This is a genomic window from Staphylococcus saccharolyticus, from assembly GCF_900458815.1.
GTDB classification, from domain to species: domain Bacteria; phylum Bacillota; class Bacilli; order Staphylococcales; family Staphylococcaceae; genus Staphylococcus; species Staphylococcus saccharolyticus.
Map to the genome: position 1 here is coordinate 1760430 of NZ_UHDZ01000001.1, position 14416 is coordinate 1774845.

The following is a 14416-nucleotide window of genomic DNA, read 5'->3' on the forward strand; positions in this document are numbered from 1 at the left end:
TCTATTATATCAAAATTTTTTGAAAATCGTTACTTTGAAATTGAAAACAATTACATTTCTGAAAATTCTGTATTTAATGTCTTTATTTAAAAAAATAAGCATTTTTTTATTTAATTAACTTATTGATACATCTTTAATGAGAATCTTAATCTTGAATCGCATCACTTAAAAAATATTTTAATATATCACTCAACAACGGGTTCCAAGATTTCCAACTATGATCACCATCAAGTTCTTTATAATAATCTATATTCTCACTAACTATAAGCTTAGATAGTTCACGGTTAGGTGTAAGGAAATTGGCTCTTTGTCCATTAGTAGGCAAAGTGAAATCCTCTTCTTCTAGACCAATCGCATGCCACAATGTAAGTTGTTCCTTATTATTGCAGTTTTCTATTTTAAGCTTGATATTTTTATCATACATCGGACTTAAAATTGCTGCTTGGCTAAATATAGTTGGATATGTTAAAGCAGTCATCAAAGCAATGCTTCCTGCAAGACTATCACCTAATAGTAATCATATGTAGGAAAATGTGTATCTATAAATGGAAGAATCTCTCTCCCTACAGCCTTAATAGTTAAGTGTGAACGGCTTAAGGATGAAATTCTTCTCTACGTTTTTCAATATCTTCATAGTGGAAACCTACTATAATCGCTCGCTGTATTTCATTGTTTTTTCTTAATTGCTCATAAGTGCGCTGAATTCTTCCAAATCTTAAAAAATCCAATCCATCGAAACAAAATATAATTTGGTACTTAAATAATTCAGTATAATCTTCAGGCAAATAAATGGAAATTGTTACATCTCTATTTAATATATCACTATGAATCATTGTTTTATTTATTTTTCCTACATTAAATTCTGTCATATCTGTATGCCCCCTCTTAGTAATATTATTGTATCAAGACTCTGCTTTATTTTAAATTATATAAAATATGCAGCTTCATAAGATTAATTAATATTTTTATAGAGTAAAATTTTGATGTTTAAGGCCCCCATCAAGTGGTGGATAATCGTACTTTAGAGACATTTTTTCTTTTTTAAGACTTGGTTTTGAGATATACTTATTGAGAATAAAGAAAAGAATATTATAGGAGGATAACGGTTTATGTTCAATAAGGTGTGGTTTAGAACAGGAATATTTTTTATTATGCTGTTCATACTCATCAAACTCTTTATGGAAGTGCATGAAGTATTTGCGCCGATAGCTACAATTATTGGTTCAGTATTTCTTCCATTCTTAATTAGTAGTTTTCTATTTTACATATGTTTACCATTTCAAAATATTTTAGAAAAATGGGGATTCTCACGTTGGGCAAGTATTACTACTATATTTATTGGATTAATAGCAATTATAGCGATTGTAGTATCATTCATCGCACCAATTATCATATCGAATATTAATAATTTAATTAAACAGACACCAGCGTTACAAAAGGAAGCTGAACAACTGATCAACTTCTCTTTAAAGCAAATGGATAAATTACCTGATGATGTTACTCATCGCATTAATAAAGCTGTTAAATCTGTTGGCGATGGTGCTACATCCATTTTATCGAATTCTGTTACTTATATTACTTCATTTATTTCAACAGTTTTCTTATTAATTATGGTGCCTTTCTTCTTAATTTATATGCTAAAAGATCATGAAAAATTCATTCCAGCAATAGGTAAATTTTTCAAAGGTGAACGTAAAGTATTTGTTGTAGATTTACTAAAAGACTTAAACTTCACTTTAAAATCTTATATACAAGGGCAAGTGACTGTCAGTGTCATATTAGGCATTATTTTATATATTGGTTACTCAATCATAGGATTACCATATACGCCATTATTAGTTTTATTCGCCGGAGTTGCCAATCTAATTCCTTTCTTAGGGCCTTGGTTATCATTTACACCTGCAGCAATATTAGGCATTATCGACGATCCTTCAACATTTATATGGGTTTGTGTCGTTACATTAATCGCACAACAACTCGAAGGTAATGTTATCACGCCAAATGTGATGGGGAAATCCTTAAGTATTCATCCATTAACTATTATTGTTGTCATACTGGCAGCTGGTGATCTTGGCGGATTTACTTTAATTTTAATTGCTGTGCCTTTATATGCCGTATTAAAAACATTAGTTAGCAATATTTTTAAATACCGTCAACGAATTATCGATAAAGCAAATAGTAACGTCAAAGATTAATAACTGTTTTAACATCACTCGCTTCAAATGATGTGAGTGATGTTTTTTATAAAAAATTAAAGCAATTGGACGACATTGACATCGCCCAACTGCCTTTTAAACTACAGAACTAATTATTTAATTGCATGGAACCCACTATCAACGTGGATGTTTTCACCGGTTACACCACTTGATAAATCACTTAATAAATATGCAGCAGTTTTACCCACTTCTTCTTGATCTACATTACGTTTTAATGGTGCACGTTGTTCAATTTCTTTAAGAATTGTATTAAAACCACCCACACCTTTTGCACTTAAAGTACGAATAGGACCAGCAGAAATTGCATTAACACGAATGTTATCTTCGCCTAAATCTAATGCTAAATATTTAACATTGGCTTCTAAACTTGCTTTAGCTACACCCATAACATTATAGTTTTGAACTGCAAATTCACCACCTAAATAAGTAGTAGCTACAATGCTGCCTCCTTCAGGCATAAGCTTTTTAGCTTCGTGTGCTACTAATGTGAGTGAATAAGAACTAATATCTTGTGCAAGTATGAAACCATCGCGAGATGTTTCAGAGAAACGCCCTCTTAAGTCTTCCATATTAGCAAACGCGATTGAATGGTACACACCGTCAATTTTACCTACATCTTTACCAATTTGAGCAAAACCATTAATGATAGCGTCATCACTTTGCACGTCAATTTCGTATAAGTAATGTTCTGATTGATTTAATTGTTCTAATAATCTTTCTAATTTTTTGCGACTACGCTCTTTACGATATGTAAAGACAAGTTTCGATCCTAATTTATCTAATACCTTTGCTACACCAAAAGCAATACTACGTTTATTCGCAATACCCATAATGACATATGTTTTATTTTCGAGATTTAACATTGTAGTAACTCCTTAATAATGAATTGATTTACACTATTTATGGTTATATATATGTTTAATAACCTATTTTTTACCATACCTAGTTTAACACTTTTAATACCTGATAAGAAAGTGTTTTAAAACTTGTGTAATCATATGATTTTTTATTATTTAAAAACTGGCACATGAAATACATATGCCAGTTCTTTATTGTTCAATTAAATGATTTAGTAATAAAATTCTAAATCTTGTTTCAGCTCATCAACATATTCCTTAGAGCCTGTGACAATAAGCCGATCTTTATAACGCATTTGTGTATCACCATGTGGTACAATCGAATCATTGTTTCGTACAATACGTACAAATATAATATCTCCATCAAATGGGAAATTACGTAATTGAATATTTTCATATTGATAATTAAGCATTTGAATTTCATATAATGAAGTTTCAACATTACTCAATAGATTCAACATGTTAGGCGATTCAATTAATCCCTTTAATAAAATTTTATTACTTAAATAGTTGCTAAATATTTCAATGCCTTGATGTTTCATTTCTATATCATCGTTAGTACTTTCTAACCTACATATCACACGCTCAACACCACGACTCTTAGCCATTAAAGCTACACTTCTATTAATTTCATCATCATTCGTTGAACACACGACAATGTCTTTTTCAAAAAGTCCTAAACGTTCTAAAATGGTTTCCTCATAATCAGCAATTTCTACCATCGTAATATCATCTGATAGCTTTCTGCTATCACTTAAATCCTTTCGATAATATAAAGATATGTCGTATGATGTTAAATTCTGTGCAATAGGAATCGTTAGCTGATTCTTACCAATTAAACTAACCTCAATTCGTCGGTTCACTTCATTAGGAACTGGGAATATTTTCTTAAAAATAATTGGTACAAACACACACGTTATGACAGCACTTAAAATTAAAATACCAGATGTCTCAGATGTGATTGTCTTCAATTGCTCTGCAATCTTAGCTACAGCAATGACAAGAGATAAAGTTGATGTAAGTAAAAATGCTGACGCAATCGTTGTTCTAGTGTCAAACCAGCGTCTGATATAAAGAACTGGAATTAATTTTGAAATGATAAATGAAAAGATAAGAACTGGTATAATGATTAAAATTGATGGCTCCTTTATCAAGGAAGGTATATTTAAGTCAACACCAACCATTATAAAAAATATTGGTATGAAAAAGCCGTATCCAAATGAATCTAGCTTCTCAACCATCTCTTCATCAGGGTTAAGAAGAGAAACTACTAGACCAGCAAGAATAGAAAATAACAGTAAACACTATTAATATACCAGTCAACCAAATCGTGCTTCCACCATGTCCATTGATTGCACCATATATGGTTAATAGAATCATGGTAAATAAATCTGCTAAGACAGCTACCAACAAAATGAATTGACCTATCTTTGTACGCATAATATTCATTTCTTTAAGTGTTGGTACAACAACCCCTAAAGAAATGGTAGAAATAATAATAACCATTAATAAAACATCATCTACTAAGCCTAACCATTTAAAGCCAAATGCTAACACAATTGAAATAATCATAATTAAACCAAATACTGTTAGTGCTAAATTTAAATGCCCTGGCAAATGATTGTCTTGCTTATTTTCACCTTGTCTTGGACGTAAATCTTTTTTGAATGCTTTAAAATCAATTTCTAAACCACTTAAGAACATTAAAAAGATAAATCCTAGAGTAGATAGAATGAATATTAAGAAAAGAATCTTTCTCGACTAAATTCAAGAAAGAATGACCTATAATAATCCCCATCAAGATTTATGCTACGACGACCGGAAGAAAATCAATATTTAGCCTATTAACGATAATTGGAGTTAAAAATGCAGCTACTACTACAATTACTAAAGATAAACCTCCTTAAGTTAAATAAGACATAAATGAAGTCGCTAAACCAAAATAGATTAACATACTTACTATGTCGTTAATTGTTGTAATAAACGGACCACTAGCAACAGCTGGGTCAATTTTAAATTTGTTCATTACAAGTGGAATCATAGAGCCCACTAATGTACCTACGGTCATGGCACAAGTCAGACTTCCACCTACTATTAACGCTAATAGTGGCGTTCTGTAAATAATTAATATGATAAAGAAAAGAACAGTTGCACAAACGAGACCAGATAAAAAGCCACTTCCCGCCTCTCTTAACGCAATTTTAAATTTACTCTGTTCATTGATTTCACCTGTAGAAATATTACGAACAGAAACGGCTAATGATTGTGTTCCTGAATTTCCTGACATTCCACTAATGATAGGTATAAAGGCAGCCAATAGTGCCACTTGCGATAAAGTATTTTCAAAGCTTCCTAATATTGTAGCCGTAATCATTCCTAAAAATGTCAAAACAATTAGCCAGGGTAATCTTTTACTTGCTGTTTTCACAACCGAATCACCTGTTGAGTCAATATCAGACACACCGGCTAAACGAGAGTAGTCTTCACTTGCCTCTTCATCCATAACATCTAAAATATCATCAATTGTAATAATACCTAAAAGATGATTCTGATAATCTACAACAGGAATTGCAATGAAGTCGTAGTCTCTCATTAATTGAGCTACATCTTCTTGGTCATCACCAACATTAGCGCTAATTACACGTTCGCCCATAATATCTTCTATATATGAATCATTTTCAGCTACAATTAAATCTCTCAAAGAGAGTACTCCGACTAGCTGATCAGCTTCATTAACCGCAAAAATAACGTAAATTGTTTCGGCATCAGGTGCTTGTTCTTTAACGTGCATGAGCGCCTCTTTAACTGGCGTTGTTGCCTTGAGAGAAATATACTCGGTAGTCATAATACCACCGGCAGTATCTTCTTCATAATGTAATAAAGCCTTAATTTCATTAGCTTCATCTTTATCCATTAAAGTTAGTAAGCTTGCAACCTTAGGTTTCGATAACTCATTTAAAATATCTACTGAATTATCATAAGACATTTCTTCTAAAACATGGCTTGCATAATTCGCATCCATCTTATCAAATAAACTTTCATAGTCATCGTCATCAAAATCTAATTGATCAAAGAAATTCGCTACTTCTTTTGGAGATAAAAACTCAAATATTTTTTGTCTATTTTCATCGGTAGTATCCTCAAAGTATTCACTTTGTTCGTAGTTATGTAAGGTCAAGAACTCATCTCTAAATTGATTAATACCATTATCATCTAATAATTGATCAAATAACTCTTTTTCATAAACATCTTCACGCACGTTTTCTTTTATCTCAGTGTCGTTAGCCAATGTTCACACCTCCAAAGCATGTTTATTATAGCATATTGAATATTTTTATTAATTGTTTGTAATCAATACTTATTAGTATCTCGTAGTTATAAATTGGATGAACAAATTTTATTAAATTACACTGTAATGCTTGTCCTTTAATCTCCTTATGTCCCCCTCCATATAAATCATCACCTACAAGTGGATGACCTATATGTTTAAAATGTACGCGAATTTGATGAGTACGCCCAGTATGTAATTTAACTTTACACAAGCTAGCTATGTTATTTTGTTTTAACGTTTCATAGCTTGTTTTAGCATATTTGCCTTCTTTTGAAACATGCCTTGTTATAATACTATCATTCGTTCTAGCAATAGGCGCCTCAATAATATTTGAAGTTTCTGTACAACCATAAACTAAGCAAGTATACTCTTTTTCAAATCGGACCTTTGAAAACAAATGATGAACATGTCCTATTTTCGCAAATACAACTAATCCCATTGTATTACGATCTAATCTTGTCACAAGATGAGGATTTGTTTGTTCCCCTTTATTTATTAGGTATGCTAATACTTGTTCTACCAAACTTTCATGAGGATGTTCTCTTGAAGGTGCACAATTTTGATTTTGTAATTTATTTACTACAAGAATATAATCATCTTCATAAATAACATCTAATGTCATATAATAGGGAATTAAATTTTTACTTGGTGTTTCTGGTGGAAAGTGAACTTGCAAAACATCGTCTTTTACTAATTCTTTCCTAACAGTAACTGGTTTATCATTTACAATTAAAGCGCCATTAAGTTTAATGGCGCTAATAGTCCTTTTAGAGTAATTTTGACTTTGCAAAAATGATTTCACTGTTTCAACAGTCTTGATTTCGTATAACAACATCATCTTTCATCATCACTAGAAATAAACGAGTCATGTACCCTTTTCCAAAATGGGAAAGGACGAAATCTAGCAAAGCGAACTTTTTCATCTGCGACTCTAAATTGAATGGCATTTACATTTTTATGTTTAATACTTACATGGTCAATTGTCGTTCTAATCGTATCATGATTGACTGGTGTAATTAGACAAGTATGGTGCTTTGGTAATACTAAAGGGGACCCTACAGTTCTAAACACTCTGTTGTTAATTGAAGCAATCTCAGCTATTTGCATTGCTTCTAGTGAAGGATGAATCAGTGCACCACCTAGAGCTTTATTATATGCAGTTGAACCTGATGGTGTAGAAATGCATAGTCCATCTCCTCTAAACCGTTCAAAATGTTTGCCTCGTATGTTTACGTCCACAACTAATGTCGAACCATTTTCAGTTTTCATTGTAGCTTCATTCAAAGCTAAATACCTTGTTTCATAACCGTTATCATTATTCCTCACTATTAATTCAAGTAACGGATATTCAATGACTTGAAATTCTGAATTATTAATTTCGATAATTAACTTTTCAACCTCATGTGGTAACCAATCAGCGTAGAAACCAAGATGCCCAGTGTGTATTCCGACAAACGCAACTTTGGATAACATATGACTATATTGATGAAAAGCTTGTAATAATGTCCCATCTCCACCTACAGAAATGACAATTTCAGGATTTTCATTGTCTTCCACCATCTGAAAGTCTTTCATATGATTAATCATTTTATGTTTTAAAGCGTGCGACTTTGAATCACCTTTTGTAAGGATTGTATAACGCATCATTTACACCTCATTAGTCATTTTCATGCTTTTTAGCACGTTTTTGCGTGTAATACTTTTGTGCTTCTTGAATTTCATCTTTGATTTCAGACATTTCTTCATCTAGTAAATATGCTGCTTCAGCCGCTCTTTCTAAACGATGTTGTATTTCATCTGGATAGTCACCATCATATTTATAACGAAGCGTGTGTTCAATCGTAGCCCAAAAGTTCATTGCTAATGTTCTAATTTGAATCTCAGCTAAAATATGCTTTTGTCCATTTAACGTTTCGATGGGATATTTTATAATAACGTGATAAGAACGATAGCCACTTTCTTTAGTATTGCGAATATAATCTCTCTCTTCGACAACTTTAAAATCTCTTCGTTGTTTCAAAATATCAACAACAATGTCAATGTCATCTACAAACTGACACATGATTCTTAGCCCAGCGACGTCATACATTTCTTCATGTAAACGGTCAAAAGGTATACCCCTTTTATTCGCTTTATCAATAATACTTGAAATAGGCTTTACTCTCCCGGTTACAAATTCGATGGGTGATGTATTTTCACCTATTTCATACTGTTTTCTTAGACCTTTGAGTTTAACCTTTAACTCATCTACTGCTTGTTTATAAGGTGTTAAAAATTGATCCCACTGGTTCATTTTGTTTCACTCCGCTTCATTCTAGTTCGAAATTTTTTTCAACAGCTGAAACAAACTCCTTACCATAGTTATTATTTCCTTCTATATTATCTAACACGTAATCTAATTCTTCTTGGAAATGCTCTAATTCTAAATGATTATTAATAATCACTTTTTTATCTCGATTTTCATGTAACATCGACCACGTTTCCTGTACAAAAATTAAATATGAATATGATTGTCCATTGTCTAAAAGATATGCAAAACCGTAATTATCACTATCAACAAGCATTTGTCCTACTTCCTCTAGTCCCTCTGTCGATTCATCTGAGAAGCAATAAATGCCATCGTCTTTTAGTTTCATTTCATTTATGTAAATACGCATGCTTGTCTTCCTCCTTATTCCATATTATTTTAACATAATATAACCTTTCAAAACACGCCACAATTTACATAAAAATCTTTACCTAATTAACGATTTTTTACTTTTCTTATGCTTAATTTAAATATTTAATGATCTAACTTCTTATAAAGTTATTTTCAGAAAACAATAAACCTCAGAAAAAGATATACATTTTTAGTATGACGAATTACTTTTATTTATGATAGAAATTCGTCATAATGAAACATGCTAAAGATTTCGGCTTAAGAAATTAAATTAAGAGGTGTTTGGTATGTCTACAAATAACGAAATTGAATTTAAACAAATTTTAAATAGATCTACTTATGAGGAAATTTATCACACTTACTTTAAAAATAAAAAAACCTTTACTCAAACCAATTATTATATAGATACAAACCATTTTAAATTAAAACAGCATCATTCAGCATTACGCATCAGAGTAAAAGATAATCATTATGAAATGACTTTAAAAGTACCAGAGGATGCGGGTTTGACAGAATATAATCATATAGTAGATATTGAACCTCAACTTAATATGTCCATCAAACTTTCACAGTTACCAAGTGATATCAGAAAAATTGTAAAAAATGAATTTAATGTATTTAACGATGAACTGGTTATTTTAGGACATTTAACAACACATCGTTTAGAAACACCTCACCAAAATGAACTTTTGGTATTAGATAAAAGTCAATACTTAGGAAAAACAGACTATGAATTAGAGTATGAAGTTCGTTCTCATGATGAAGGTTATGTTAAATTTAATCGTTTGTTAGAGGAGTTCAATTTAGAGCACAAAAAACCTTTAAATAAAGTACAACGCTTTTTTGAAGAAAAAAATGCAAGTAAAAAGAAGTAGACTTTTCCAAAAAGGCAAATTACTTTCAAATGTAAAAATTCATGTTATATTAGATATATATTAATGGAACACGGTGATAATATGTCTAAAACACCATATGAGTTAATAGGTCAAGACGCTTTATATCAAATAATTGATAACTTTTATAATCTAGTCGAAAAAGACAATCGTATTAACTACTTATTTCCAGTAGACTTTAGTGAGACAAGTAGAAAACAATTTTTAACACAGTTTCTCGGCGGACCAGACTTATATACTCAAGAACATGGTCATCCCATGTTAAAAAGAAGACATATGGAATTTACCATTAGCGACTATGAGCGTGATGCATGGTTAGAGAACATGTATACTGCCATTCAACATGCAAATTTTCCTGCAAGTGTAGGAGATTATTTAATATGAACGACTACGTTTAACTGCAAATCACATGGTAAATTCCTAAATCTAATTGTAGGTGAAAATACATGGCTGAAGAATTAAGAATCATGGAGAATAAGAGTCGTGAAGATACTAATCTATCACCTGTTAGCAAAATAGAGATTTATTCTTTTTTTGATCCTTTTAGTAAAGATTGCTTTAAAATATCAGCAATCTTGTCAAAATTAAGAATTGAATATAATAAGTATATCCGAGTTCGACATATTTTAATCCCGTCTTTAAAGGTTTTAACAAAGTGCCAAGCTCAAAGTACTTCTGACTTTGATAATATCGCACTTGCCTATAAAGCTGCTGAACTTCAAGGACGAGTGAGAGCTGAAAGATTTATTCATCTCATGCAAAATGAAATCATCCCTAAACGAGATATTATTACTGAGGATATGATTTGTGATTGTATTAAAAATGCAGGCATTGATTATCAAGTATTTAAAGAAGATTTACAAAAAAGTAAACTTACTGATAGTTTAAAGGTGGATCTTCATATCGCACGTGAGATGGAAATTGAACAATCACCATCACTCGTTTTCTTTAGTGAAGACATTCATGAAGAAGGATTAAAAGTTGAAGGCTTATACCCTTATCATATATATACTTACATCATTAATGAATTAATGGGTCAACCAATTGAAAAGAATCTTCCTCCTAAATTAGAATATTATATTCAAAAGAAACAACTTGTAACAATGGAAGAATTATTAACTATTTATGAGTGGCCTGAAAAGTTACTTAATAAAGAATTGAAGAAGTTATCATTACAGCAAAAAGTAGAGAAACTACAATATCCTGAAGGTGATTTTTGGAAATCAAAAATGCCTTCATGTTAATTATAAGAAAAGGATTCGGTTAAACCATACAGGTTTCAATCGAATCCTTTTTATATTTAAATTAATGTGTGTTGCTTAAAATTATTCTGAATAAAAAATGTATATTTAACCTATTTGGAAATATTATTTGAAATTAGACATAAAAAAACGCCGTGTTTTATTACACGACGCTAAACAAAGGGGATGGGAGAAATTTTTCACTTCAAACAAAGGGGTATGTTTGTTATGTGATTAATTTCATGCTCATAATATAACATGGGATTTGCCCCTTTTCAACCTTTGTTTATTTATAAATTTAAATTGTCACAATCTGTTCAAATTGTAAGCGAATTCAATCATATTAAGCTTTCATAAGCTTTTCAAAAGCATCTAATTTTTGTTCAAAAACTTCGCAAGCTTCTTCAATTGGTTTAGGAGTTGTCATATCCACACCAGCATTTTTCAATATCTCAATTGGATAATTTGAACTACCTTTTTTCAAGAATTCGTTAATATATCGTTTTACAGCTGGCTCACCTTCCGTTAAAATTTGATGACTTAAACTTTGAGCAGCACTATAACCAGTTGCGTATTGATATACATAATAGTTCATATAAAAATGTGGAATACGTGACCATTCTTTGCTAATATCTTCTTCAGTTTCTACTGCTTCACCAAAATACTGTCTATTTAACTTAGCATATTCTTCATTCATTCTATTAGGTGTTAATGGTTCGCCTGCTTCTTCGATTTGATGAATCTTATGTTCGAATTCAGCAAACATAGTTTGACGGAACAACGTAGCTCTAAAACGTTCTAATTCTTGATTGAGTAATAATAAACGACGTTCATCATCTAAGTGCTTATCCATATAATCACTTAAAAGTGCTTCATTACAAGTTGATGCGACTTCAGCAACAAATATAGTGTAATCACTTAAGTTAGATGGTTGGTTTTGACGACTAAAATAACTATGAGCAGAATGTCCAAATTCATGCACAAGTGTATATAGATCAGATACAGTATCTGTCCAATTTAATAAAATAAATGGATTCGTTAAATGAGCGCCTGATGAGTATCCACCTGAACGTTTACCTTTATTTTCGAATACGTCTACCCAACGATTCTCCAATCCTTCTTTAACAACTCTTAAATACTCGTCACCCATTGGTTCAAGAGCTTTAAGCATCCATGTTTTAGCTTTTTCATAAGGCATTTCAAATTTTACATCTTTGACTAATGGTGTATATAAATCATACATTTTTAAATCATCTATACCTAATAATTCTTTTCTTAGTTGAGTATATCTGTGTAGTAAAGGAAGGTATTTATGCACTGTTTTAACTAAATTATCATAAACCCCTTCAGGTATATGATTATTACTCAATGCACGTTCACGTGCTGAACTATAGTTATGAGTTATAGCATTAAATACATTTTTCTTTACTTCTCCAGCTAAAGTGGCGCCTAGAGTATTATTATGTGCTCCATACGCTTTATAAACGTTTCTAAATGCAGATTCTCTTAGTTGACGGTCGTCTGACTCTAAATATTTGATAAATGTACCTTGCGTCAATGGATGTGACTCACCATCTTTATCGACAGCATCTTCGAACTCTAAATCTGCATTACTAAACATACCATACACATTTGATGGTGTTGATAATGCATCTTGTGCTTCAGTAAGTAATTTTTCAGTATCAGCATCTAAAATATGAGGGCGTTTTTCATTTATTAATTTCAAATCAAACTCATATTGTTTTAATTGCTCATTAGATTCAATAAAAGATTTAATCGTTGATTCGTCTAATTGTAATATTTCAGGTACTAAAAAGCTCCAAGCTGAACTAAATTTAATCACTAGTTGATGCGCTCGAGCTTCTAAACCAGTATATTTATCATTGGCAGTATCTTGGTCTTGCTTTAAATGTGCGTAGACATATACTTTCTCTAATTTAGTACCGATTTCATCTTCTAAACTTAAAGCTTCATAAAGCTTTTGTGCACTTTCCTCTAATTGACCTTTAAATTGTTCTTCTTTACCTAATTCACTTTCAACCTCTTTAAAAGCTGTTTCGAATGCTTCATCACTGTCAAATATAGTAGTTAGATCCCAAGTGTATTGAGGATATTTACGTTCTTGTTCTTCTCTTGTTAATTGTTGACTCATATAGTAAACCTCCTTGATTATATCAATAGCTTAATTTTCTCATTTTAACATCATTTTTGCACGTTTAAGCATCCTCTAAAATATAATTCTTCAAATTGCTGATTAAGCCCTTTAAAATATTAAGTCGATTATATTTAACAGATGCAAAACTTCTAAATTTAACTTTTAGCAACAATTGTTTACTAACATCAGTATTATTATAATTATCTTTTAACAATAAATATTGTAACTGCCATTCAATAGGATAAGATAAAATGTATATTTGATTTGGTACTATAAATCCTATGCGCGTACAAACTTCTTCATCATATATCTTTAACTGATACATTGCACTTAAGATTGACTCTAATACAGAATTAATTCTTCTACACTTGTTTGTATATAGTAAAATCTGTTTTTTAGATAATTTATATGTTTGGATTTGTCTTCCTTCACAATTATTAAATAACTCCTCTTCGCTACAAACTTTTTACCACTTATATTTTGAATTTGACTATAAAGAATCATTGACGAATCTGCAGAATTCCAAGTTATCAACGTTCGACTAACAGTGTTTATAAAAGAGCTTTGAAATTGAGTTAACTCTAAATAACTTTTTCTTCGACAGATATCATCAATCAACCAATAAACCTCTAATCCGATACTATTTAAGCCTAATGTTCTATGTATAATTTGAGAAACATTTATTTTAGACAATTGAACCTCTATAGCATAATGAGAATCGACAACAATATCTGGATATTGTGAAATTTCAGCAAAATATGGCTCGATTTGAACATGACGATTTAATCGACGATATGCTTGTGATAAATACAATTTTAAATGATAGTGTTGAGCGATATCTGTTTTTATACATTTATGCTTAGTTCTTCCTTTATGAGCAAAATGAGGAAGCATGGAACATCCATGTTTAAATACTACGCTACTCTTACAATAAGGACAAACATAGTGTTGACACTTACTAGCATTCTTGGCAAGGATTCTTTGTCCGTCTTGATTCATTGTTACTAACATAAATTCACCTCATTATTAATAACGAAGTTTCTCATATTTTTACTTTGAAAATA

Annotated in this window: 12 protein-coding genes and 3 pseudogenes; 4 read left to right on the forward strand and 11 right to left on the reverse strand. The window is 31.0% G+C overall.

Going from position 1 to position 14416, the window contains the following annotated elements; translation table 11 throughout:
- Nucleotides 1–145: 145 nt before the first annotated feature.
- Nucleotides 146–869, reverse strand: a pseudogene (locus DYE57_RS08595) (esterase family protein).
- A gap of 240 nt (nt 870–1109) precedes the next feature.
- On the opposite strand from DYE57_RS08595, the gene cozEa reads away from it, so the two are divergent.
- Nucleotides 1110–2195 carry a lipoteichoic acid biosynthesis protein CozEa gene (cozEa, locus tag DYE57_RS08600; RefSeq protein WP_115313678.1) on the forward strand — a complete coding sequence of 362 codons (1086 nt, stop codon included), beginning with the start codon at nt 1110–1112 and terminating at the stop codon, nt 2193–2195.
- A gap of 113 nt (nt 2196–2308) precedes the next feature.
- On the opposite strand, the gene fabI is transcribed toward cozEa, so the two are convergent.
- The 7 genes and pseudogenes from fabI to DYE57_RS08635 all read right to left on the reverse strand — a co-directional run bounded on the left by fabI (nt 2309) and on the right by DYE57_RS08635 (nt 9061).
- Nucleotides 2309–3079 carry an enoyl-ACP reductase FabI gene (gene fabI / locus DYE57_RS08605; protein WP_115313679.1) on the reverse strand — a complete coding sequence of 257 codons (771 nt, stop codon included), beginning with the start codon at nt 3077–3079 and terminating at the stop codon, nt 2309–2311.
- A 206-nt stretch (nt 3080–3285) separates the two neighbouring features.
- Nucleotides 3286–4958: pseudogene (locus DYE57_RS08610) on the reverse strand (cation:proton antiporter domain-containing protein).
- A gap of 18 nt (nt 4959–4976) precedes the next feature.
- Nucleotides 4977–6362, reverse strand: a complete 1386-nt coding sequence (gene mgtE / locus DYE57_RS08615; RefSeq protein ID WP_115313680.1) for a magnesium transporter — start codon at nt 6360–6362, stop codon at nt 4977–4979.
- Nucleotides 6363–6387: 25 nt separating this feature from the next.
- Entirely contained in the window at nt 6388–7242 is an 855-nt protein-coding gene (locus DYE57_RS08620) for an RluA family pseudouridine synthase (protein WP_115313681.1), read from the reverse strand.
- Complete coding sequence (locus DYE57_RS08625) at nt 7239–8048, reverse strand: NAD kinase (RefSeq protein WP_115313682.1); 810 nt, start codon at nt 8046–8048, stop codon at nt 7239–7241. Before DYE57_RS08625 ends, DYE57_RS08620 begins: the two co-directional genes overlap by 4 nt.
- 13 nt (nt 8049–8061) lie before the next feature.
- A complete protein-coding gene (gene yjbM, locus DYE57_RS08630; protein ID WP_115313683.1) occupies nt 8062–8697 on the reverse strand; it encodes a GTP diphosphokinase in 636 nt (211 codons plus the stop codon).
- 16 nt (nt 8698–8713) lie between these two features.
- On the reverse strand, nt 8714–9061 hold the full coding sequence (locus DYE57_RS08635; protein WP_115313684.1) for a UPF0738 family protein: 348 nt from the start codon (nt 9059–9061) through the stop codon (nt 8714–8716).
- A gap of 289 nt (nt 9062–9350) precedes the next feature.
- Between DYE57_RS08635 and DYE57_RS08640 the strand changes: the two genes are divergently transcribed.
- From DYE57_RS08640 to yjbH, 3 genes and pseudogenes are all read left to right on the forward strand, one after another.
- Nucleotides 9351–9938: a CYTH domain-containing protein gene (locus DYE57_RS08640; protein WP_115313685.1), complete on the forward strand. Its 588-nt coding sequence runs from the start codon at nt 9351–9353 to the stop codon at nt 9936–9938.
- A gap of 81 nt (nt 9939–10019) precedes the next feature.
- Nucleotides 10020–10380 (forward strand): annotated as a pseudogene (locus DYE57_RS08645) (globin domain-containing protein).
- Between the two features lie 22 nt (nt 10381–10402).
- The gene (yjbH, locus tag DYE57_RS08650; RefSeq protein ID WP_115313686.1) at nt 10403–11200 is read left to right on the forward strand and encodes a protease adaptor protein YjbH; all 798 of its coding nucleotides are present in this window, start codon (nt 10403–10405) and stop codon (nt 11198–11200) included.
- Between the two features lie 340 nt (nt 11201–11540).
- Here yjbH and pepF read toward each other — a convergent pair whose 3' ends face one another.
- From pepF to DYE57_RS08660, 3 genes are all read right to left on the reverse strand, one after another.
- Nucleotides 11541–13349 (reverse strand): oligoendopeptidase F, encoded by a 1809-nt coding sequence (gene pepF, locus DYE57_RS08655; protein WP_115313687.1) that lies wholly within the window; start codon nt 13347–13349, stop codon nt 11541–11543.
- Nucleotides 13350–13413: 64 nt separating this feature from the next.
- Nucleotides 13414–13677 (reverse strand): hypothetical protein, encoded by a 264-nt coding sequence (locus tag DYE57_RS12420; protein ID WP_232619660.1) that lies wholly within the window; start codon nt 13675–13677, stop codon nt 13414–13416.
- Between the two features lie 17 nt (nt 13678–13694).
- Nucleotides 13695–14363, reverse strand: a complete 669-nt coding sequence (locus tag DYE57_RS08660; protein ID WP_232619659.1) for a competence protein CoiA — start codon at nt 14361–14363, stop codon at nt 13695–13697.
- Nucleotides 14364–14416 lie beyond the last annotated feature (53 nt).

Excerpts from the sequence above, each read along its gene's own strand:
- cozEa (WP_115313678.1), top strand. The coding sequence starts at position 1,110 with ATGTTCAATAAGGTGTGGTTTAGAACAGGAATATTTTTTATTATGCTG.
- fabI (WP_115313679.1), bottom strand. The coding sequence starts at position 3,079 with ATGTTAAATCTCGAAAATAAAACATATGTCATTATGGGTATTGCGAAT.
- DYE57_RS08620 (WP_115313681.1), bottom strand. The coding sequence starts at position 7,242 with ATGATGTTGTTATACGAAATCAAGACTGTTGAAACAGTGAAATCATTT.
- DYE57_RS08625 (WP_115313682.1), bottom strand. The coding sequence starts at position 8,048 with ATGCGTTATACAATCCTTACAAAAGGTGATTCAAAGTCGCACGCTTTA.
- yjbM (WP_115313683.1), bottom strand. The coding sequence starts at position 8,697 with ATGAACCAGTGGGATCAATTTTTAACACCTTATAAACAAGCAGTAGAT.
- DYE57_RS08635 (WP_115313684.1), bottom strand. The coding sequence starts at position 9,061 with ATGCGTATTTACATAAATGAAATGAAACTAAAAGACGATGGCATTTAT.
- DYE57_RS08640 (WP_115313685.1), top strand. The coding sequence starts at position 9,351 with ATGTCTACAAATAACGAAATTGAATTTAAACAAATTTTAAATAGATCT.
- yjbH (WP_115313686.1), top strand. The coding sequence starts at position 10,403 with ATGGCTGAAGAATTAAGAATCATGGAGAATAAGAGTCGTGAAGATACT.
- pepF (WP_115313687.1), bottom strand. The coding sequence starts at position 13,349 with ATGAGTCAACAATTAACAAGAGAAGAACAAGAACGTAAATATCCTCAA.
- DYE57_RS12420 (WP_232619660.1), bottom strand. The coding sequence starts at position 13,677 with ATGTATCAGTTAAAGATATATGATGAAGAAGTTTGTACGCGCATAGGA.
- DYE57_RS08660 (WP_232619659.1), bottom strand. The coding sequence starts at position 14,363 with ATGTTAGTAACAATGAATCAAGACGGACAAAGAATCCTTGCCAAGAAT.